This is a genomic window from Agrobacterium sp. AGB01, assembly GCF_014851585.1.
Taxonomy (GTDB): domain Bacteria; phylum Pseudomonadota; class Alphaproteobacteria; order Rhizobiales; family Rhizobiaceae; genus Agrobacterium.
In genome coordinates, this window is sequence record NZ_JACVAB010000008.1 from 203,284 (window position 1) to 223,221 (window position 19,938).

25 protein-coding genes are annotated in these 19,938 nt (G+C 55.9%); 10 read left to right on the forward strand and 15 right to left on the reverse strand.

Going from position 1 to position 19,938, the window contains the following annotated elements; genetic code table 11:
* From IB237_RS23360 to IB237_RS23425, 14 genes are all read right to left on the reverse strand, one after another.
* Positions 1–615, reverse strand: a complete 615-nt coding sequence (locus IB237_RS23360; protein WP_192491125.1) for a hypothetical protein — start codon at positions 613–615, stop codon at positions 1–3.
* 194 nt (positions 616–809) lie between these two features.
* Complete coding sequence (locus tag IB237_RS23365) at positions 810–1,256, reverse strand: hypothetical protein (protein ID WP_192491126.1); 447 nt, start codon at positions 1,254–1,256, stop codon at positions 810–812.
* 236 nt (positions 1,257–1,492) lie between these two features.
* Positions 1,493–2,287: a hypothetical protein gene (locus IB237_RS23370; RefSeq protein ID WP_192491127.1), complete on the reverse strand. Its 795-nt coding sequence runs from the start codon at positions 2,285–2,287 to the stop codon at positions 1,493–1,495.
* Between the two features lie 420 nt (positions 2,288–2,707).
* A complete protein-coding gene (locus tag IB237_RS23375) occupies positions 2,708–4,522 on the reverse strand; it encodes a phage/plasmid primase, P4 family (protein WP_192491128.1) in 1,815 nt (604 codons plus the stop codon).
* Between the two features lie 175 nt (positions 4,523–4,697).
* Positions 4,698–5,954 carry a hypothetical protein gene (locus IB237_RS23380; RefSeq protein WP_192491129.1) on the reverse strand — a complete coding sequence of 419 codons (1,257 nt, stop codon included), beginning with the start codon at positions 5,952–5,954 and terminating at the stop codon, positions 4,698–4,700.
* Between the two features lie 8 nt (positions 5,955–5,962).
* Positions 5,963–7,174, reverse strand: a complete 1,212-nt coding sequence (locus IB237_RS23385) for a phosphoadenosine phosphosulfate reductase family protein (RefSeq protein ID WP_192491130.1) — start codon at positions 7,172–7,174, stop codon at positions 5,963–5,965.
* Positions 7,171–9,270 carry a DNA cytosine methyltransferase gene (locus IB237_RS23390; protein WP_192491208.1) on the reverse strand — a complete coding sequence of 700 codons (2,100 nt, stop codon included), beginning with the start codon at positions 9,268–9,270 and terminating at the stop codon, positions 7,171–7,173. Before IB237_RS23390 ends, IB237_RS23385 begins: the two co-directional genes overlap by 4 nt.
* A 25-nt stretch (positions 9,271–9,295) precedes the next feature.
* The gene (locus tag IB237_RS23395) at positions 9,296–9,619 is read right to left on the reverse strand and encodes a hypothetical protein (RefSeq protein ID WP_192491131.1); all 324 of its coding nucleotides are present in this window, start codon (positions 9,617–9,619) and stop codon (positions 9,296–9,298) included.
* Positions 9,619–10,203: a hypothetical protein gene (locus tag IB237_RS23400; RefSeq protein ID WP_192491132.1), complete on the reverse strand. Its 585-nt coding sequence runs from the start codon at positions 10,201–10,203 to the stop codon at positions 9,619–9,621. The genes IB237_RS23395 and IB237_RS23400 overlap by 1 nt, the downstream gene beginning before the upstream one ends.
* On the reverse strand, positions 10,200–10,562 hold the full coding sequence (locus IB237_RS23405) for a hypothetical protein (protein ID WP_192491133.1): 363 nt from the start codon (positions 10,560–10,562) through the stop codon (positions 10,200–10,202). The genes IB237_RS23400 and IB237_RS23405 overlap by 4 nt, the downstream gene beginning before the upstream one ends.
* Entirely contained in the window at positions 10,559–13,168 is a 2,610-nt protein-coding gene (locus tag IB237_RS23410; protein ID WP_192491134.1) for a DNA methyltransferase, read from the reverse strand. The genes IB237_RS23405 and IB237_RS23410 overlap by 4 nt, the downstream gene beginning before the upstream one ends.
* A complete protein-coding gene (locus IB237_RS23415; protein ID WP_192491135.1) occupies positions 13,168–13,797 on the reverse strand; it encodes an N-acetyltransferase in 630 nt (209 codons plus the stop codon). Before IB237_RS23415 ends, IB237_RS23410 begins: the two co-directional genes overlap by 1 nt.
* Before the next feature lie 2 nt (positions 13,798–13,799).
* Positions 13,800–14,294: a hypothetical protein gene (locus IB237_RS23420; protein WP_192491136.1), complete on the reverse strand. Its 495-nt coding sequence runs from the start codon at positions 14,292–14,294 to the stop codon at positions 13,800–13,802.
* A 225-nt stretch (positions 14,295–14,519) separates the two neighbouring features.
* Positions 14,520–14,768, reverse strand: coding sequence for a hypothetical protein (locus IB237_RS23425; RefSeq protein WP_192491137.1), 249 nt, complete (start codon positions 14,766–14,768; stop codon positions 14,520–14,522).
* Positions 14,769–14,854: 86 nt separating this feature from the next.
* Between IB237_RS23425 and IB237_RS23430 the strand changes: the two genes are divergently transcribed.
* Complete coding sequence (locus tag IB237_RS23430; protein ID WP_192491138.1) at positions 14,855–15,544, forward strand: XRE family transcriptional regulator; 690 nt, start codon at positions 14,855–14,857, stop codon at positions 15,542–15,544.
* Between the two features lie 25 nt (positions 15,545–15,569).
* The gene (locus IB237_RS23435; RefSeq protein ID WP_192491139.1) at positions 15,570–15,998 is read left to right on the forward strand and encodes a hypothetical protein; all 429 of its coding nucleotides are present in this window, start codon (positions 15,570–15,572) and stop codon (positions 15,996–15,998) included.
* Here the strand turns inward: IB237_RS23435 and IB237_RS23440 are convergent.
* Entirely contained in the window at positions 15,995–16,402 is a 408-nt protein-coding gene (locus IB237_RS23440) for a thermonuclease family protein (protein ID WP_192491140.1), read from the reverse strand. The genes IB237_RS23435 and IB237_RS23440 overlap by 4 nt on opposite strands.
* A 193-nt stretch (positions 16,403–16,595) precedes the next feature.
* Between IB237_RS23440 and IB237_RS23445 the strand changes: the two genes are divergently transcribed.
* From IB237_RS23445 to IB237_RS23475, 8 genes are all read left to right on the forward strand, one after another.
* On the forward strand, positions 16,596–16,790 hold the full coding sequence (locus IB237_RS23445) for a hypothetical protein (RefSeq protein ID WP_192491141.1): 195 nt from the start codon (positions 16,596–16,598) through the stop codon (positions 16,788–16,790).
* Positions 16,791–16,854: 64 nt separating this feature from the next.
* Entirely contained in the window at positions 16,855–16,980 is a 126-nt protein-coding gene (locus tag IB237_RS26460; protein WP_256435728.1) for a hypothetical protein, read from the forward strand.
* Between the two features lie 3 nt (positions 16,981–16,983).
* Positions 16,984–17,694, forward strand: coding sequence for a hypothetical protein (locus tag IB237_RS23450; RefSeq protein ID WP_192491142.1), 711 nt, complete (start codon positions 16,984–16,986; stop codon positions 17,692–17,694).
* A 2-nt stretch (positions 17,695–17,696) separates the two neighbouring features.
* Complete coding sequence (locus IB237_RS23455; protein ID WP_192491143.1) at positions 17,697–17,981, forward strand: helix-turn-helix domain-containing protein; 285 nt, start codon at positions 17,697–17,699, stop codon at positions 17,979–17,981.
* Positions 17,968–18,159, forward strand: coding sequence for a ClpX C4-type zinc finger protein (locus IB237_RS23460; protein WP_192491144.1), 192 nt, complete (start codon positions 17,968–17,970; stop codon positions 18,157–18,159). The genes IB237_RS23455 and IB237_RS23460 overlap by 14 nt, the downstream gene beginning before the upstream one ends.
* Positions 18,152–18,394, forward strand: a complete 243-nt coding sequence (locus tag IB237_RS23465; RefSeq protein WP_192491145.1) for a hypothetical protein — start codon at positions 18,152–18,154, stop codon at positions 18,392–18,394. The genes IB237_RS23460 and IB237_RS23465 overlap by 8 nt, the downstream gene beginning before the upstream one ends.
* Positions 18,394–19,452 carry a phage Gp37/Gp68 family protein gene (locus IB237_RS23470; protein ID WP_192491146.1) on the forward strand — a complete coding sequence of 353 codons (1,059 nt, stop codon included), beginning with the start codon at positions 18,394–18,396 and terminating at the stop codon, positions 19,450–19,452. The genes IB237_RS23465 and IB237_RS23470 overlap by 1 nt, the downstream gene beginning before the upstream one ends.
* The gene (locus IB237_RS23475; RefSeq protein ID WP_192491147.1) at positions 19,452–19,937 is read left to right on the forward strand and encodes a single-stranded DNA-binding protein; all 486 of its coding nucleotides are present in this window, start codon (positions 19,452–19,454) and stop codon (positions 19,935–19,937) included. Before IB237_RS23470 ends, IB237_RS23475 begins: the two co-directional genes overlap by 1 nt.
* The last annotated feature ends 1 nt before the right edge of the window (position 19,938 follow it).

Genomic DNA, 19,938 nt, shown 5'->3' on the forward strand with positions numbered 1-19,938 from the left:
TCACGCGTCTTCATCCTCAATCAAAGGATCCTGTTCGGGCGCAGCCGCAGCTATTGCCGAAAGTTTGTCCGCGATTTCTACGCCGACATCGAAGGCAATCTGGCGCATCAGCACACGGACGCCGTGAACACCCTCTTTCGAGACCGCCATTGCGATATCGTCTGAGCGATTTGGTAAGCGCTTCAAGATCGATTGGATTTCGACGCCAATCACCGTGAGCGCTTGTTCGTTTTTATCCTTGCGGATGAGCTGCCCACAGTCTTCCTGGTGGCGAATGCGCTCGCGACCAACCTTCAGCCATTCTGACTGGCGCCGGGCCTCTTCGAAACTGTCCTCAACACGTATCGGAGTTGATGAACCTCGACCTGTGGGGCGTCCATCCTCGGAACGGAGCGGCGCCACAGCCTTGGCAGGGTTCGTAAAACTCTGCCGGAAGTGGTCGTAATGCGCCAGTGAGATCCGAATGATCTGGCCTTGCTGGCCCCGCTCTACCGGCGTGTCCGGCCTCTCGTCAATGAGCTTGCGGATCGCCTTTGAGACAGCCTGCTTTGTAACGTTATCTCTTTCCGCAATCTGCGTGGCCGATGCCATGACCAGATTTTCTTGATCCGTCATACGACAACCTCACAGCATCCTTTCGACAACCGCGACAACCAGAACCGACAACCCCGACAACCGCGACAACCCAATATTTTTAGCCATGTGACTGACAGGAATTCGGGGTCGCCTCGCCCCGCAGGAGGTCGGAAAGATGTACGGTCCCTTGACCCGGGGGGTGGGGGTGCTCCCCGCCCGACCCGGCACCCCGGTCATCGAGGTAGCAGCCTATCGATCTCATGAAGCACTCGCGGCGCGAGGTGATCCTCGATCAGTTCGGCAAGCACCGTCAGGTAGACATCCGGGTTGTTGGTCACATCGTGTGCCGGGTTGGGTCCGTATAGCTCCCTGATTGGAAGCCTTGCCGACCCTACCCGTTTCATCACACCGCTATGGCCTGATCCCATCTTGGCGATAAAGGCCGATTTGTAAGATCCCCTTAGCCGTACCCGCACACCCGATTTTGTTTGCGTCGCGCCCAACTTGTAAAGGCTGATCCACCCTGACTTTTCGATGACTTCAATCGTGTTGCTGCCAGCGTTGAAACGGGCGGTGGTAATCTCCCTCACCTGCTTCGGTGAAAGCTTCACGCGCTCGGCAGACCGCTTGACCACTCGTGTCCGGGCCATATCGCGCATTCTGCTCATGGCACGAGCCATAGCCTTTGTCCTGATATTACCAGGAAGGCGACTGATTGCCCGCCCAAGAGCCTGAAGCTCCGATGTGTCGAAGGTCAATTCAGCAGTCATTCGCCGCGCGGTTACATGACCGCCTCCATTGCTGGCAACAAAAAACCCGCGCCGGTGATCCGATGCGGGTTTTCCAATCTTTTTTACTGTGACCAAGATATGTCAACCAACTGCCGCATTTCAAGGCGGTGAAAACAACATTTATATTACGCCATTTCAACGGCTTGCGCGTTTTTCATTTGGTTGCTGAAAGCCACCCACGGCTGGCGATTGGGCGAAAAACAAATCAGTTCGTGGGCCGAAAGGCGCCCCTCAAGTGTCTCATGAAGCACAAACAGACCATCCTGCCACAGTTGCCAGTCCAATCTGGCCTGAATGGCAGACAGGATCGGCGTTTTCATTTCCATTTTGTGATAAGCGTTGCGGTGTGGACGCTGACGCTTTGCGTCGTAACCATCCGCCTCGTAACGATATGCGCGGCCAAATGCGTCTTTTGCGGATCTGGTGACAAACCAGGCATCCTTGCCGCGCTTCTGCACCGGTCCAACCAAAGGCTCTTCCGCTTTCCAATCCGGGCCGCGACCCAAAACGGCATGCGTGATCATCAGACTGCAGATATGTTTGCCCGCGAGACGTTCTCCCTTGAGACGCAATGTCGAAAGTTCACGCTGAACCTCGGCCGCAACCAACCCGTGATCATCTGACCATTCTGGAAACGGGTTCCAGCCTTCCGCGATATCGAAAGCACCACGCTTGGCGAGCGCGCGAACTGCATCGCCCACCATGATGGCGTCAGTGCTCGGTTCACCTTCGTCATCGTAAGTCGGAATGACGCCGTACACATTCGGTGTGCGATCAATCAGCGTGCCCAGTTCACTGTAGGCAGAGACCTTCAAGAAGCTCGATGAAAGCGCGCCAGAACCGACGTCACCGCCACCAATTTTGCACAATTCCTGTGTGAACGCCCAGGTCAACAATTTTTCAATGGTAATTTTCTTCATCTCATAGCCTTTCGGGGCGTTTTGGACACTTAGGACAGAAAGAGGAATTGAAATGGACAGATAAATGGACAGGTAGAGTTCGAAAAGAACAACAAAATCAACACTTGGACAGATTGGACAGATAATTCCAAGGTTTACATGATGCGACCAAACAGATTTTCGTCATGCATCCTTCGATGTCAGGAAATACGCGTAAGCGCATGCGCATCATGGAAAACCGGGATTTTGCTGTCCTAGCTGTCCAACGTTCATAACGATTTGAAGTTGTTTGCGTTTTCGCTTTGTGGCGCGCGGCGCTTGCTGTCCGCGATGGACTGCTATCTGTCCTAGCTGTCCGCCCCGGACCCCTCGAATGGACCGGAAAGACAGATGCAGAGCAACCTGTCCTGTGTGTACGACGAAGGGTCCGGGTGTCAAGCATCAAAACTCCTGCGGGAATGGTTCGTTGTCGTCGAAGCGGCCTGCGGGCGGCGTGCCGACATCTGGCTTGCCATCAAACTCCTCGCGGATCCTGATACCTGAATAGAAGGTGCCGTTGGAACGCAATCGTTGGAATTGCTTCATCGTGCCCTCAGGGCTCTTCCATGTCTTGCGCGTCTGGTCGGGCAGTCGGCGTGAGAATGTTGCCTGCCTGATATCGGCAAGGCCTTCACGCTTGGCGTAGCGGACATAGCCGTTGTAGAGGTCTTCCGGGCTCTCTCGATCATTATCATCGCCCGTGACATGGCAGGCGTTGCGCAGGAACGCACCGATCGGATCACTTTCCTCTCGGTATTCAGCTGTAGCCGCCCTCACCCCGTCTGGCACCCGCAAGCCATGTTGCAGGTATTCGAGCGCACCGGCTACCATCCAGCGGAATATGCCCTCACGTTCAGTCGACAGCAGCTTTTCCTTTAGCGTCTTGTCGACTTCCTCTTCAGGGATCTGGATTTCCCACGGCACCAGGTGAACACGGCGCCAGATACCATCCGAGTCATCCTTAATGATCGGCTTGTGATTACCCGACAGGATGATCTTGAACTGCGGTATGAGTTCGAAAAAGTCCTGATGTAGACGCCGGACGGCGATTGGTTCGCCACCTGTCAGGGTCTTGATCAGCGCATCCTTCAGGTGAACGCCCATTTCCGGCTCACTGGCGGCGACAAGGCGCGCTCCTGGCAGGCGCGCCAGATCTGGCGTTGCTTCCGCGCCACCACGCTTGCTGTCGCCAGCAAAACTATCGATCGACATTGAAATGGCATAATCGCCAAGAATTTCGACCATGATGTCAACAAAAGTGGATTTGCCGTTTCGGCCGGCGCCATAAAAGAACAACAGGCATTGCTCACCAGTCAGGCCCAGCAGGCAGTAACCGAGATATCTCTGCAGGAATGAGCGATAGTCTGGCGATGGCATCACCCGTTGCAGAAACTGCTCGAACATCGGCGCCGTGGCTTCGTTGCGGAATTGCGCATCCGAGAGCTTTGAGATCAGGTCTGACGGCCTGTGTTGATCCACTCGGATCTGCCACTTTCCGGTACCGCCCACCTCCGAGCAGAAAAAGCGCAGCGTGCCTGTCTGGCAATTCAGCGCAAGTAAATCGCGGTTGAGGTCCGATACATCCAACGAGCAATAGGGCGCAGCTTCCTGCAACATGTTATTGATCTTTGAGGTGCCGGCCGCCTGTTTCGCATGGGCGTGGCGTGATGAGATCCGGCCAGAGCGATCTTTCTCAACCCGGTCCATCTTTTCAATTTCAGCCTGCAGTCGCTCATATCCAGCGAGCTTGTCCGCATCCCACGACTTGTCAGATTTGCCGAGTTTTTTGATCTCGTCCCGGGCAATCTTGCCGGCGGCGATCTTTGCTTGTTCTTCCTCGGAGCAATCAAGGCGCACGGCCTCATCATCGATGTGCTCTGCCGTGCGGTGGGCAAACCTGCGAACCACAGCGCCTGACGCATCCTCCAGCCATCTCTTGCCGTCATAGCCATGCCAGCCGATGTGGGTTACATGGCGGATACGCTCGCCGAAGCGGATCAGCAATCTGTTTGCGTTGCCGATATCTGTCTCAGGCTGTTCGGAGCATTCCTCTAAAATCTCTTCCGCCGAAAGCTGAAGGACATCTTCATCGTCTGATGGCTCAACAACCGGCAAAGGGTCCGGGTTCGCGTCATACTGACGCCGCTGCTGGGTAGCGAGTGCCATCATGCGGGCGACCTGGTCTGGTATGCCCGATTTCATTTTCTGCTTTTCCATCAACGTTCAATCCACCAAGACTTAAGAAGATGGTCGAACAACATCGCTGACAGTAATCCGATGGCAAAAATAACAAATAAGCCCGTCCAGAAACCTAGTAAGTTGTCGTCAATTCGGACCATGATGCAGGCCGGAATGAAGCTGCTTAAATACAGTGCGCGTCGTTTCCATTTATTCATTGGTTGGCTTCCCCCTGCGAAAGTTTGGCAAACAGGCTGGCGAAATCCTCGCCTTCCGGTGGCCAGAATGGTGTGATAGTGCGGCCAGCGGCATCAAGGCGCGCACAGGCGCGGCTAATGGCAGCTGCCGTGAAAATGAACTCGCTATCGCCGTCGACCAGAATGAGCAGGTCGTCGACGTGGTCTGGCACCTGAAGAGCATCACCTGGCGCCTGATCTGCCTTTGGCAGTGGACCTGGTATCTTCTGAAACTGGTTGTTGCCGAGTTTGATGGTCGGATGACGAAACGCCGATGATGGATCGGCCGGGCCAGCCAGGTTGCCGAGATCGCCGCTCGCGCAATAGAACGTGTGGCTATCCCAGCCTTCAGCGGCGGCATAGGCGCAAACGGTCTCAATCCCCTCACCGATCACCCATCGTGCCGCCGACATGGTGCCGAACACCGGAATGACGGACCCCTTCTTTGTGCCGCGCATCTTTTTGGTTGGCAGGCGATTGCCATTGCCATCTGCGCCGATATCCGGACGGTAATTGAAGCCAGGACCGGCCGAGATGTCGATCCATGTCTCATGGCAACCCGTCACAGTTCCATCCATCAACATGAATGGCGCAATCATCGCCGGTCCCTGCCAGGGGCTGGTTTTGCGTCCGAGCTCGTCCGTGCCGTGCCAATAGGAATGGTCGGGCGCGAAACGAATGTAATCGTGAATGGCCGGATGCGGCTCAAAACCGGTGCGCAGCGCCAAGTAGCGGCGCAGCGCCTCACCTGCTGTCAAACCAGCGCTCCGCAAATCAATCGCGTGCTGGTAGATGCCGCGCGCTTTGCCAACCTCGATCTCACGGAAACGGTTTTCCTCGGCCTGCTTCTGCTGGAATTTGCGTTCGTTCTCGGCCTTGATGGCGGCTATACGTTCAAGCCGCGATTGCCGCTGCTCGTCCGTTTCACGCTCGCCACCCTCGGGAATATCTTCACCAAGAGCCGCAGCGCAGGCCTCCAGAAATCCAGCCCGGTCACGCACATCGAGATTGTGGACATGTGCCATCAGGGCGATACCGTCCCGGCCACCGCCACAATTGCGGCAGTTGTAGACGTTCTTGGTGCCGTTGATAGAGAACCGATCTTTACCACCGCAGCGCGGGCAAGCGCCGGTATACTCATTGCGGCCAAGCTTTATGCCGAGCCTGTCGGCGGCTTCGGACACGGTGACATTACGTGCCTTTTCAACGAACTCTTCGATTGCCGGATTACTCATCACGGTCCTCACACTAAGAGTAGCTGAATTGAGCCATCAGCAAATATTGAAGGCATAGGAGTGTCAGCAACCGGCTCATCACCATCCCAACCTTGAGGCCACGTCTGATCCGCTATCAATTGACCAATACGCAGTTCTTCTTCGTCATTGAGAATATCTATCCGAGGTCTGCAAAGACGGTCAGCGTCGGTGTTTATTTGCGATTGTATTGCTAGAATGCGCTCTAGACCCATTCGACGAGCATCGAAGGTCAAAGGCCCCATTCTCTGTGGGTTGGCTGCAACGGCCCCACTACGCAACCGTTCGACACCCGGTTTTCGGAGCCGGTTCTGTGGAAGTCTGAGCTCTCTATAAAGGGGTTTTAGTCTCAACAATGGCGCCAGATACGCCCATTCTGGCATGGCGACTATGGTCATTAGCGCCATGTCTTTGGAAGCCAAAGGGCAACCAGCGCAACCGGTCCTGGCGTTCTTTTCCTCGGCCTCATCACCGCCATATGCGTCTGCAATCGAACGGGTGTCCCATCCGCCGTATTCAGACAGCGGCGCATAGAATTTTAGCCAATCCCACACGTTGCAAACACGCCAATGAAGTAGGGGAGCCAGTGTCGCAATCCGCCCACGAATACCTTTTGCTTGAGGCAACACCTGCTGGTACCAACCCTGGCCACACTCAGCGCCGTCTTTTCCACACGACATAACGATACGCTGGTCACGGATCGCACTTTCGCCCTGACGGACACCGGTGATCATCAGAATGTTGCCGTCCAGTTCATTGATGCGGCGCTCTAACGCTTCTGTCATCGGATCAATTTTGATCTGGCGAGTACACCAGCGAAGGGTATTATTGTTTGGAGGCGGAACGCCGCGCCCCAGAATGTAAACAAGGAACCTTTTGTCGAGCGGCGCGCGCACCACTTCGCAATTTATACCCCGTTGAGCCATCTGTTTCATGATACGTTCCGCAGCGATCGCAAGCGGCGGAAGCTCCATTCGGGTATCAGCATAAAAAACAGAAAGTGACTTAGGAGGCGAAAGCTTCCCTACGTCGATGAGGTGCAGAATAACCGTCAACGTCGCGCTGCTGTCCTTGCCTCCGGACCAAGCTATGCCCCAGTGATCGTGTGATGAGCCATAAGCCTGCATTGACTGAAGTGTCATCTCCATAGCGTCATCGTATACAAGACGTTTTGCACCTTCGAACAAAGTTGGCTGGATCATGCCACAGCCCTCCGAACGACAAGGTGATCGCAGTTGGCGGCAATGATGGCTTGCGCCACCGGCGGGCTGACACTGTTGCCAACGCAGGACACCTGCACTGATTTTGGAAACGCCATGAACGATTGCGTGTCAGCCTCTGAAACCCACACGCCATCAATGATGTAATCACCCGGGAAACCCTGCGCATTGTAGAGCTCGCGGGGCGTCAGCATGCGCATGCCGATATCGACGATGACAAACGTGTTCCCATCGACTTCGAGCGTCACAAATTCGCGTTCATCCCAAAAGCCTTGGTCGCGCATGAAGTCGGCAACCTGGCGCGCCCTGCCCGCCTGCTCGTCCTTGAACGGTGGAACAGCAAGCGAGGCCTCTACATGGCCGTGACGGTCTTTCGTGGTGACCGTCCGCATCGGTTGATCCTCTTCGCCACCATCACCCGTGCCGTAGTAAGCCTGTAGGAATGGGGTCACCAGCTGAGACTTGCCCGCACCATCTGCCATGACAGTTGCTGAAGGCTGGTCGACGGGGTGGCCTGTTGAGGTGCCGAACTGGCGCGCCACGAACGCTGACACAACAGATTGATGCGAGCCAGTCTGAGTGATTGTCGACAGTGGTTGTTCCACCGATCGGCCGGGATTGAGGCCGCCAGCGCGTCGGCTGTCATTGTTATGCTGCGCGACGAACGCGACGGCAGCCGCGTGTTTTACGCCACCGGCGACGATTGTGCCGAGAGGCTTTTCAATATCCAGGCACCGCGCAGCCTGTCCTTCGCGTTCACCGTAACCGGTCTGCACAAGCGTCGGAATAATCACGCTGTTCTGGTCTTTCAGTCTGGCCGTTATCGTGTGGTGTGGAGCATCAACCGGACGGTTTGAACCGCCATGCTGGGCAGCACTCAAAACAGGCGCGATGATGCCGATTGGCGCAGCACCGCCAGGGCGCTTAATATAGCTGTTTGCAGTGACGGTGGGCACTGGTGTCCGCATATCGCTGCCCGTGGCACCACTATTGAAGCGTATGACCGAAGGCGCGATCAGTGCGTGACGGTTCTCACAGGGAATAACGCGGACCGGCTGATCAAGCGGTGCGGCACGGTCGAGGCCACCTTCACCGGGTCCATAGAAGGCAGAGAGGTGTGGCGAGACAACTGCCTTTTCACCTCGATTGGCGCCGGTCACAGTTTTGAACGGCTCCGCGAGATCCTCAACCCGGCCACCATGCGTCAGGTTCACAAGAAACGCCCGTTCGACATCGAGAACATAACGTTTCATCCCACGCGCAACCCGCGCCATGGTGTTGTCAGCAAGTGGCCTGATAGCCTTGAGGCCATGTTTGCTAAGCACTTCCGCTGACGTGTCGAAGATAGACGGGCACGGTACCGACCAGTCAATGCACTCGGCCGCGGTGCGCCAAGGCAACTTGCGACCGGCTATTACATCGGCGTCATCTGGTCGACCATGTGTCGGCTCTGGCCAGACGATTGGCTTTCCGTCAAAACGAATGATCACGAACAGGCGTTTGCGGATCGTCGGCGCACCGTAGTCGCAGGCGCGCAATTCGCGTTTCTCCAGTTTACCGCCGAGTTTACGGAGTTTTTTGCACCACTGCTGGAATGTCTCACCCTTGCGATCAGGATCTGGCATCATGCCTTTGTCGGTTTCGATCAGTGGCCCCCAGGTCGAGAACTCTTCGACATTTTCCATGGCGATGACATCGATCCTGCCGCCGCTGCTCTGAATACGCTCGACCCAGAATGGGATGATGTGCGCCAGATCGCGAATGTTTCGCTCTACAGGCTTGCCGCCCTTGGCCTTGGAGAAATGTTTGCAATCGGGCGAGAACCAGGCAAGGCCAATATGCTGGCCGGCGACGTAATCCAGCGGGTCAACGCAATAGATGTTTTCGGACAAATGCACGGTTTCCGGGTGGTTTGCCGCATGCAGCGCCAACGCCTGAGGATTGTGGTTGATCGCGAGATCTGGAGAGCGGCCGAGCGCCAGCTCAATTCCGGTCGAGGCACCGCCACCACCGGCGAAGCTGTCGATAATCAGCGGCAAGCCATGGTTCCAGCGATTGTGTGTCGCAGGTATGTGCATCGGCGCCAAATGATTGAGAAGTGTTTCAGCGTACATCAAGCAGCTCCGGTTTTGAGAGTTCGTCGAGTTCTGTCTGGCTGGCCACGCGTACGCGGCCATCAAGCATCAGCGCATCCAGCGCCAGGCTCAGTTCACGTCCTGCAGCCGTGGCAAACCACTGCTCGCGGTCAGCGGCGATAAAAGGAGTTCCGGGCGTCCAGCCCCGTAACTGCAGGGCTTTGGTGACCGATCGGATTTCACCAACCCTGCTGATGTGAACCCCGAACGCATCAAGGGTTTTGCGGCACTGGAACAGTGTCGGCGCAATCACCAGCAGGATTTTGTTGCGCGTGCGGGTGCGAGCGAGCATCAACCATCCTCACCGTCGCAAGCGCCATTAATGGAGGCCCGAACAACAAGGGCACGGCCCAGTTCTGTCAGTCCCCATGCAAAGGTGTAGCCTCGTTTCGCTTTTGCTCTGGCAATCAGGCCGCGGCCATAGAGATTGCCGACGATCCGCCCGCCGGTACCCTTCACCAGATCTGCCCTGCTCTCCAGCTCGCCCATGTCATAAAAATGCAAGGTGCCTTCCCTTGGAAGCATGCGCAGGAAACGCAAAGCGTTAGCGCCGATCCCCTCAGAGGCTTCCTTGACCTTTGCATCTTCTGGTGACGCCGGTAGCATTGCGTCGGAAACCGGGGTTAGAAGGCTCTGCATGTCAAAGGCATGGCGTTTTGCCATCACATCGCGAACGGTGGTTTCCAGCAGACCGCACAAACGGGCCAGCTTGCGAACCGAATAACCAGCCTCATGTGCCAGAAGGCAAAGTTCCGTCTGCTGATGCGGCATCATGGCCGCGAAACTCTGCGGAGTGAGCGCAAACTCTGCCCGCGCACTTTTGCCTGGCAAGTTCGATGGCACCATGAATGTTTTGAAAACTGCAATCTCGGTCACGCCGCCGCTCCTTGTCGTGTATTTTCGGCGGCCAGAGCGTCGGCGATCAATTTCGCATCCGACGCGTCGCGAGCCCGCATCCAGTCATTCAGTTTTTCGAGGTGCTTTTCCCGATCGGTATCGATCCCCCCGCGCAGTTTGCGTTCCTGCCAGACGGTTTCGACAAATGACGGCTTGCGCATGTCGACCGGGAAAAAGAGCCCGAGGGCAGCCACGCCAGATGGAAGGCGTTCAACCTCAAAAGGATCGGTAGTCACCTTCATCCAGGCAGGAAGGCTTGCAACGCGGCAACCCAGCAGCGTCATTGCCGCTTCGTGTGCATTGTCGGTGACCACATAAAGGCGAATGGCGCTGCTCACTCTGCAGCCTCCATCAGATCGAAAAGACTTGGCATGGACATCTGCCGCGCCATGGCTTCGACATACTTGCAACCATCCAGAAAATAGCCGGGGTTGAGTTCGACTGCGACGCCCTTGCGCGCAAATTTTATCGCGCGATACGGTACCGTCATCAGTCCGCCAAACGGGTCAAAGACGGTGTCACCCGGTTCACTATATTGGGCGATGGCTCGATCAACGATATCGAACTGCAACGGGCAAAGGTGCATTTCCTTGCCGGCAGCCGCCTGAAGTGTGTTCATGGAAAGCATGCGCGTGATATCGGTCCAGATATCATCGCTGACGGAGTGCGGTGGCAGCAGCATGAATGTAGAGGGCAGCATGCCCCGCTCTTCAAGATGCTCCGCAATCTTCACATGGTGTTCGAAGTTGTAGATATTCTCGAGCGAGTGGCGTTTCCAGAGTTTGAAAATCTGGTGATGTTCGAGGCCAGCCATCTCTTCTGTTGCCAGCAAACGATCGCCCGAACTGCGCGTGTAACCATGGGCATCCAACTGCCAACGGGCGCGGCTATATCCATCTTCGTTTTCCCAGTGCCCCTGCTTCCATTCGCGCTTGGATTTGCGGACGGGATCATCCGCATAACCATTCGAGTTGTCAGAGGGAGATTTGCGGAAAATCAAGAGATATTCCGGCAGACCATTGCCCATGCGGCTACCGTCTTTGCACTGTTCCGACCAACCGAGCCGGTATGTCTGATTGTTTTCGCGAACAACATCCGTGCCGATGGTCTTGCGGGAAAGGAACGCAAAGCCGTGTCTCTTGAACCGGGCAACGCAGTCATCCGAGAATGGGTAGACAGACTGGAAGCCGAGTCCGGTCATGCCACCTGGCACGATCCGGTCTTTCACGTGGATTGCAGCAACACGACCAGGTGCCAGCACCCGGAGCAATTGAGGAATGAGGAAATCCATCTGCTGCCAGAAATGGTCGTTGTCTTCGGTGTGACCAAAGTCAGCGTAGTTCGGCGAATATTCATACTGCGTCGAAAACGGTATCGACGTGACGATCAAATCGACGCTGTTATCCGCCATGCGCTGGCACTCAAGGACACAATCACTATTGACGAGGCGGTAGCCATCACCCTCAACCTCGATCCTTTCAACGCCCATTGCGCGCGTCAGGCTTTCAGCCATCGCAGCAGTCGAAAGGCCATACTTCCTGATGATTTCGGTCATGATGGACATCTGCTCCTGATGGCGACGCCATTTCGCTTCGAGATTGTCTCTCACCGGGCGTTCCGCCTCGGTGTAAATGAGATCAACCCGCACCTTGTGCTGCTGCAGAAAGCGCTGAATGCGGTGAATGGCCTGGATGAAATCGTTGAACTTGTGGCCAATTCCGAGGAAGATTGCCCACCAGCAATGACGTTGAAAATTACAGCCAGAACCCAGCATGACGGGTTTCGCCGCGATCTCGCGGATCTTTCCGTGAGAGAAGCCGACGATAGATTTCTCTCTGTCGTCGAGGTCCTGTGAACCATAAACGCTGACGACATCTGGAATTGCCGCCTCAATTGCGAGACGCTCCGCCTCAAGATCATGCCAGATGATCCGATGTGCATCAGGATCTTCCGATCGCAATTCCAACATCTTGGAAACGCGGATCGGCAGACTTTCACGCTTTTCACGCGCCGTATCCGAGAGCGAAGCGGCCGCATTGCGCAGTAGCCGCCCCTGCCCGTTCTTCTCTGCGCCAGCGGACGAATGGTCGGCGGGCAGTTCGTGCCACCTGACTTCTATTTCAGGCAGATCGTAGCCATCATCCGAGCATCCAAGATCGGAGGGCTTTTGCACGAACAAGCCCCAGCTAGCCACCCACAGCCAGAATTCCTCTTCCTTGTGGGGATGGATGGTCAGGGTGTCTGCTTTTTCCGAGTTGCGCTTGAAGAAGCGCGTTTTCGCCTGCCCAATGTCCATCACTTCGAGGAAAGCCGAATAGGCCAGCATCTCGATATACTGATTGGGAGATGGTGTGGCGGTGGCGAGAAACTTGAACCTGATGCCGTCAAACAAACGCATGAACTCGCGGAATGTCTTGGTGCCACCAAATCCACGAAGGCAGGCCGCTTCATCGAGCGATGCGGCATCGAAGGCGCGAGGATCTATTTTTCCGTCACGAACAGTTTCGTAGTTGGTCATGTAAAGGCCGGTGTCACCAGCCTCGGAGACTGAACGTATGAAAGCGAGAGACGGAAACCGGTCTGGACGCAACGCCTGCCAAACCTTGAGATCTGCGCGCTGTTCGTCAGAAATGCGCGGATGTTCGCCTGACGCCAACAACTCGCAATCCTGGCGAAACTCCTGACGCACACCAAGCGGCAACACCAGCAGCCCGCGGCCACCAAACCGTGAAATCACGATACGGAGGATTTCGATCTGGATGACGCTCTTGCCGAGCCCGAAGGCAGCAAAGATCGCTCGGCGACCACCGCGACACGCCCAAATGACGATAAGTTTCTGGTGCGGCTGCAGGATAGGATTTATTTCATCGAGTAAAACTTCAAACCCGCCCTCAGGAGCAATGGCAACTTTGGCCGACAAGAACTGTTTGTAATCGTGGAGCATCAGTTCTGCCCCCCAGCATTCAGTGTCACGTCAACAATTGCTTGCATGCACGACGCTGGGTCTGCCCCATCCTTAAAGCGCTTGATCTGGCGACGAACCTCAACCAACTGCTGCTTGCGGCTCTCGCCACGCTTCTGACGGACGCGATCACGGTCTGCTCTCGTTTGAAACTTGACAGCCTTCTTTCTCGGAGGCCCAAAACTCTCAAAGAAATAAACACCCTCGCGGCTGCTGCGACCCGCATCAACCTTCAGGCCACCACAACGGCCGATCAGAGAGAGCATAGGATAATTGCCCGGCAAAGTGCCTAGCCCGTAACGAAGATATCCGTCTGCCTTCGCCTGCTGACGGATACCCTCTATCAATCTGGTTGCGATACCACGTCGACGGAAGTCGGGCGCGACATACAAGAAGTCGATCCAGATCAGACCAGGTTCAGGAGAATAGAAAATCGCGATCCCGGCATTGATATAGCCGTCATCCGTTGCATAACGGATCATAGCCCAGTGCTCAGTGCCATCAAGAGCTTTGCGGTCTACAGGAATGGCACCTTCCAGCTTGGCGGCGCCCATCGCAAGATCAGCGTAACTTTTCACCCAAGGGCTATCGTAGATGATACCAAAATGCATGGTCATTCTCCCTTCACGAGCTTGAGGCCGACATGCTCGCCGCCACGCGAGGCAACGATCGCCAGCGACTGACGGAAACGGGAATTGATCTGATCTATGTCAGACGATAGGCCCATCAATTGACGGGCTTCAGCCACCGAAATGAACCCATCAGCAGCTGCGTCGGCGCTGCGGGACAGAAGTTCACCGAGTTTTTTCACCAAGTCGGCTTTGGCTCGCTGAACACAAATGTCAGCTTCGCGATCAGCATCGGGATCTGACAAACGACGGCCGCTGAGTTCCGCCATGGCGTTGGTCACGACCGGGACACCACAATCCGCCTCTAGCGCATACACCACCGATACAGACATCAGCTCAGTATCGGCCGTGTTGTTGAAACGCCCGATCTGACTTTTCGACATCGACGAAATTTGAGCGGCGCGTTCTATACCACCGACCAGTTTGATCAGGTCGCGCTGGGCAGATTTCACGCGATGAAACCAAGCATCTGAAGACATGACAAAGCCTTTCCCGCGCTGGGAAAAATCCCCGCGTTTTCCCGTGGTGGGAATGAAATCAAAATGTGAAGTTCAGTCCGTCACCACATCACGGAGGATCAGATGACGAAAACGCAGACTGAAGCGAAACGAGGCGCAGAGACCGGCAAGAACCAGCCCCTGCGCACAACCGGACAACAGGTATGTGGCCCCGCATCCGGAAGGTATAAAAGACGGAAGAAGCCATCATTCGGCTGCCTCCAGAACCGGCTTCGGACGATCAACACCCTCAGGCCAGTCCAGCTTTTCAGGCCAATGATCGGCAAACCATTTCATGGCCTTTTCAAATCCCATAGTCCCAACGTCGCCACCGTCCCGAATTTGTTGTATTCTCCTCCCGCCGCTAAAAATAAGCGTGGAAACGCGCGCCTCCGATATCGTGGCGTGCAAGCAATACAGTTCAACGGTTTTGAGCAGTTGTTCGCGCAGGGTCATGGCGGCAATATGCGTATTAAATTACGCCTAGTCAACGTATTTTATTACCCTAACACGATTTCAGGATGCGTATTATGATACGCGCCATGAACAACACATTGATTGAACGCATAAATCAGCGATTGAAAGAGCTGGGTAAAAGTGCCCAGCGCGTTTCTATTGACGCGACTGGCGCCAAGGATACGGTGCGCAAGATACTTGATGGCACCACAAAGAACCCGCGCGTCGATACGGTTGAAAAGATCGCGACTGCTCTTGATACCACGGCTGAATGGTTGATGGGCAAGGAAGACAAATCGGAAGCGACTGTCGTGGCGCAGTCCGAACTGGCGCCAGCTGCAGCCAGCAATCCTCAGCAATGGATCATGCCGAACGATATCCCGGTGCGCGGAACCGCGGCGGGCTCACTGCTTCGTGGCGCTTTCCAGTTATCCAGCGATGCAATAGACTACGTAAGGAGGCCACCTGCACTTATGGGCGCGAAGGACATTTATGCTCTTTACGTTGAAGGCGTTTCGATGGAACCGCAATACTTTCAGGGCGATTTGATTTATGTACACCCGCACAAGCCACCACGCTTTGGTGACGTTGTGGTCATTCAGTGCGGCATTTCCCACGAAGACACAGAAGCATCGATCGGCATCCTGACCAAGCGCACGGAACAAGCCATCATTATAACCAAACGAAACCCGGTGAATTCAACGGTCGAGATAAAGCGCGCTAACGTTATAGCGGTCCATAAGGTTTTGACGACCAATGAGCTGTTTGGGGTTTAGCGGAATGCGGCGGGCGCTTTGCTTCGTGACGGCAGGTATTATTACCGGCATGGCTGGCGTGCCATCGTTCGCATATGAATTTCCAAAAGTTGAAGATTTTACAACAATTTGCATGGTCACATCGAATGATGAACTATGCGACGCGACAAAACTTCATTTCAAGTCGGACTGGCAAAACGCGATCGCCGGATCTTACGAGGCGCAGCGCAATATTGCCTTCTGCCTCTCGACGGGATGCGACGGCGCGGTGACCGTCAATCCCGTGGATGCCTGCGCCTGGCGCATGGTTATCCAGGCGTCGCCAGCTAAAAGGCAGGATACCGAGCTGCAGTCATATCGACAGGATTGCAAGCTCTCAAACATCGATCGACGCAAGGCGCTCGCCTTGGCCGAAGAAATGTACCAGGCAATCTACAACAAGCAGATGCCCGTCGAAAAGCTGCTGAGAAACTAGCACCACGGCATCCGGCGACCGCTCCAGGTCCGAGCCAAGCCCTCTTTAACCAGCTGATCACCCAGAGACGCACCCTGACGGATAACGACGAAGAGATCCCTGCCGTACTTATCCTTCTTTCGGTTGCCAAACGGGCGCAGTTCGAAACCGCCTGCCCTAAGCAACTCTGACAGTCGGCGCTGCGCCTTTACGCCCAGCGCTTTTTCGCTTGCGCACTTGGCGCCACCAATTTCCGGCGCATCGATATCGGCTACCCGCACCTTTGTCCTACCCATCCAGAATGTGTCGCCATCGACGACGCAGTTGCTTCGCTTGCCAGATCCACAGATCGGGAAATTTGCAGCAAAGGCATTTGCGGCAAACAGGAGCGACAGAGCGAAGCAGGCAAGCAAAATTTTGTTCATGCTTTTCAATAGCGTAATTCCACAAAATCGAAACGCGTATTATTTTACGCCTTGCAGATTGACAGCGTATTAAATTACGCCTTATGTTTACGCCATCCCACGCTGGACCGCTACCGGCCGGGAAATGACCGGATGGCAGGCCCCGCCCCCGCCCCTGCCATCCGGTCCAACCTCAACAGGATGGAGAAAATCAATGGCTCGCAAGGCAACAACTGAACCTGCAGCAAACCGCATTGCAACCGAAATGGCGGAATTGTCACGCGAGCGTGGCACCGGCCTCACAGACAAAGAACTCCTCGCCGAAGGTTATTCTTTCGAGGAAATCAAGGAGCACTCGCCCAAAGCCGCAGAGATCCTTCGCGCCATGGAAACCCGCGTTGCCGCCTGAGGCGCGTCGGATTTTGGTTTCCGCACCTGCGGGTGCGGTTTCCCGAACCGACGGAGACCTTACCATGTTCCACCCCTTACCAGACCTCAGTAAACGCGACCTGCGCACCATCCGCGAGATGCAGACAATCGTCGGCTTGAGCTTCGCCGCGATCGTGGCAGTCACAGCCGTATTTTTCGGAGGGTTCTGATCGATGACATCCATCAGCCTTGCCCGCCTGTGCGAAAAACCGATTACCTTTTTCCGTCCGGACGGCAGCCTGATGGATCTTGCCGCTCCGGACCCGCATGAAATCGACTTTCACGAGGTGGCTTACGGTCTTGCAAAACTCGCCCGCTTCACCGGAACCTATCAGGGAATTGCCTACTCGGTTGCCCAGCACAGCGTCATGGGAGCCGAGGCGCTTCTGCGCGAAGGTGCAGATCAACTGACATGCGGCCTTTTCCTGTTGCATGACGGGCATGAATACAAGCTCGGCGATGATGCCCGTCCGAAGCAAGACCTGATCTTCTCAATGCTGGAAGCCGCCTCGCCTATAGCAGCCGAGGCGTATCGTGCTGCTGTGCAGCGTGCCAAGGCCGGTTGGGATCTGGCGATCTACGAAGCTGCTGGCCTACCGACGCCGGATCGCTGGACAAAAAAACAAAAGCAGATCGTCCACCAGATGGACATGCGCATGATGGCTGCCGAGGCCGAAGCGTTGATGGGCGTTGCGACGCGCAAGGCCTATCCCGTCACCAAGTTTCAGCCACCGATGTTTATGCGGGGTTCACTGCGAAACGTTTGGCCAGCAGCGCTCGCCGAAGAACGGTTTACCGAAACCTTCGACCGGTTCATTGGCAAGGAACGCCGTCTTACAGCCGCCAGCCATCATCAGATCCATAAGCAGTGTGGAGCTGCCTGAAGATGCTTGAGCGCGTCACCACCCTTGCGGATCGCCTGGCACTGCAACGGCGCCAGCGGCAAATCCTGCTCGAACTGGCAGGCGCGCGCAGCTTCATTTCCGTACCTCGGCTGGCTGACAGGATCTGGCAGGACGACCCGGACGGCGGACCGGATGACGCCGAAGGTTGCTTGCACGCGCATGTTTCGAGACTGCGCAAGAGCCTCGCCGGTCAGGGCTTCACCATCATTACCAGCCGGAACCTCGGCTATCGCCTGCAAGAGGAAAACGAACATGTCGCCGACTGACATCAATACCGAACCATGCTGCAATTTTTGCAGCGCGGGCAAGAAGCACCGGAAGATCTTCGTTGCCGCTCCGGATGGCCGGGCATTCATCTGCGACCGCTGCGTCGGCACTGCCGCACAGACCGTGATCGAACACGCCTACAAGGATGAGCTTGAGGGAGCCAACGTCGATGGCTGACCTCTTCACCCTTGCACCGCCAGCGACATCCAGCCTTTCGCTCAAGCTCTCCGCACTCGGCGTTATTCTGCCTTTGCAGCGCTGCGAAAGTGACTGCGCGACGATCTGCGATGCAGACGGCCGTGACGTGTTCACCGTCGACGCAAATGGCAACAGACCAGATGAAGAAGCCGAGCAGATCGCCGTCACCCTGATGGCTGCCATCAATTCGGCATCTGCAATGGGAGTTCTGTGATGGCTCAGACAACTTCCATCGAATGGACAGACGCCACCTGGAACCCGATCACCGGCTGTTCTGTCGTCTCTCCAGGCTGCACCAATTGTTATGCCATGAAGCTGGCAGGCACCCGCCTGAAGCATCATGAAACCCGTAAGGGCCTGACAAAAGAGACCAAGGCCGGACCGGTCTGGAATGGCGAAGTTCGCCTGAACAAAAAGGCGCTCTATCAGCCGACCGATTGGAAAAAGCCTCGGATGATTTTCGTCTGCGCGCATGGCGACCTGTTCGCCGAGAACGTGCCGGACGAATGGATCCTCGATGTTCTCACGGTCATTGCCAGCAATCCGCAGCACACCTTCCAGGTGCTGACCAAGCGCGCAGATCGCATGCGCGATTTCATGAGCAACGATGATCTGCTCGAAGACATCTACGCGAATTGGTCGAGCTTCTCTGGTGCGCCCCGTGAAGCGTGGAGCTGGCCACTGCACAATCTGTGGCTCGGCGTATCGGTCGAGGATCAAGCTCGTGCGAATGAACGGTTGTTTCCGTTGCTTGATACACCGGCGGCTATTCGATGGGTGAGCTGCGAACCACTTTTAGGATCGCTTGATCTAACCGACATCTGCCAAGGTAGCTATTTCTATGATGCCCTGCGCGGAACCCGCTGGCACGATGACCCCGACAGGACAAACCCATCGCAACAGTTCCGCAAAGGTTTGGACTGGGTCGTCGCCGGCGGAGAAAGCGGACCATCTGCTCGCCCAATGCATCCAGACTGGGCGCGGTGGTTGCGCGACCAGTGCGCAGCGGCAGATGTTGCCTTCTTTTTCAAGCAGTGGGGCAACTGGATCAGCATTCTTGATCGAAACAAAGACGATCCGGACTATCGCGCCGACTACACGAACCGCTTCAACGAACGACAGCCAGATATTCGTTGGCTGAATTATGAAGCCGGATCTGGATTTCACGGCAACCGCTTCCACGTCATGCAGCGCGTTTCCAAAGCAAGCGCCGGCCGCCTGCTCGACGGCGTTGCGCATGACGCATTTCCCAAAATCGAAAGGATTGTTTGATGGCCGGTTCCGTCAACAAAGTCATATTGATCGGCCATCTCGGCGCCGACCCGGAAATCCGCCGCACACAGGATGGAAAGCCGATCGCCAACTTCCGTTTGGCTACCAGTGAAACCTGGCGTGACAAGAATACTGGAGACCGCAAGGAAAAGACCGAGTGGCACAGCATCGTTGTGTTCAACGAAGGTCTTGCCAAGGTCTGCGAACAGTACCTGAAAAAAGGCGCCAAAGTCTACGTCGAAGGCAGCCTGCAGACCCGCAAATGGCAGGATCAGCAAGGCCAGGACCGCTACATCACAGAAGTTGTTCTGACTGGCTTCAGCGGCACCTTGACCATGCTCGATAGCCAGCGTGGCGAACGCGCACCAGCAGCCGGCAGCCCGGACGATTACGGCTCTTCCAGCAATCGCAGTTCTGGTCGCTCCACCTCCGGCACCACCGGCGGTGGCTTCAGCCAGGACATGGACGACGACATCCCTTTTTAAT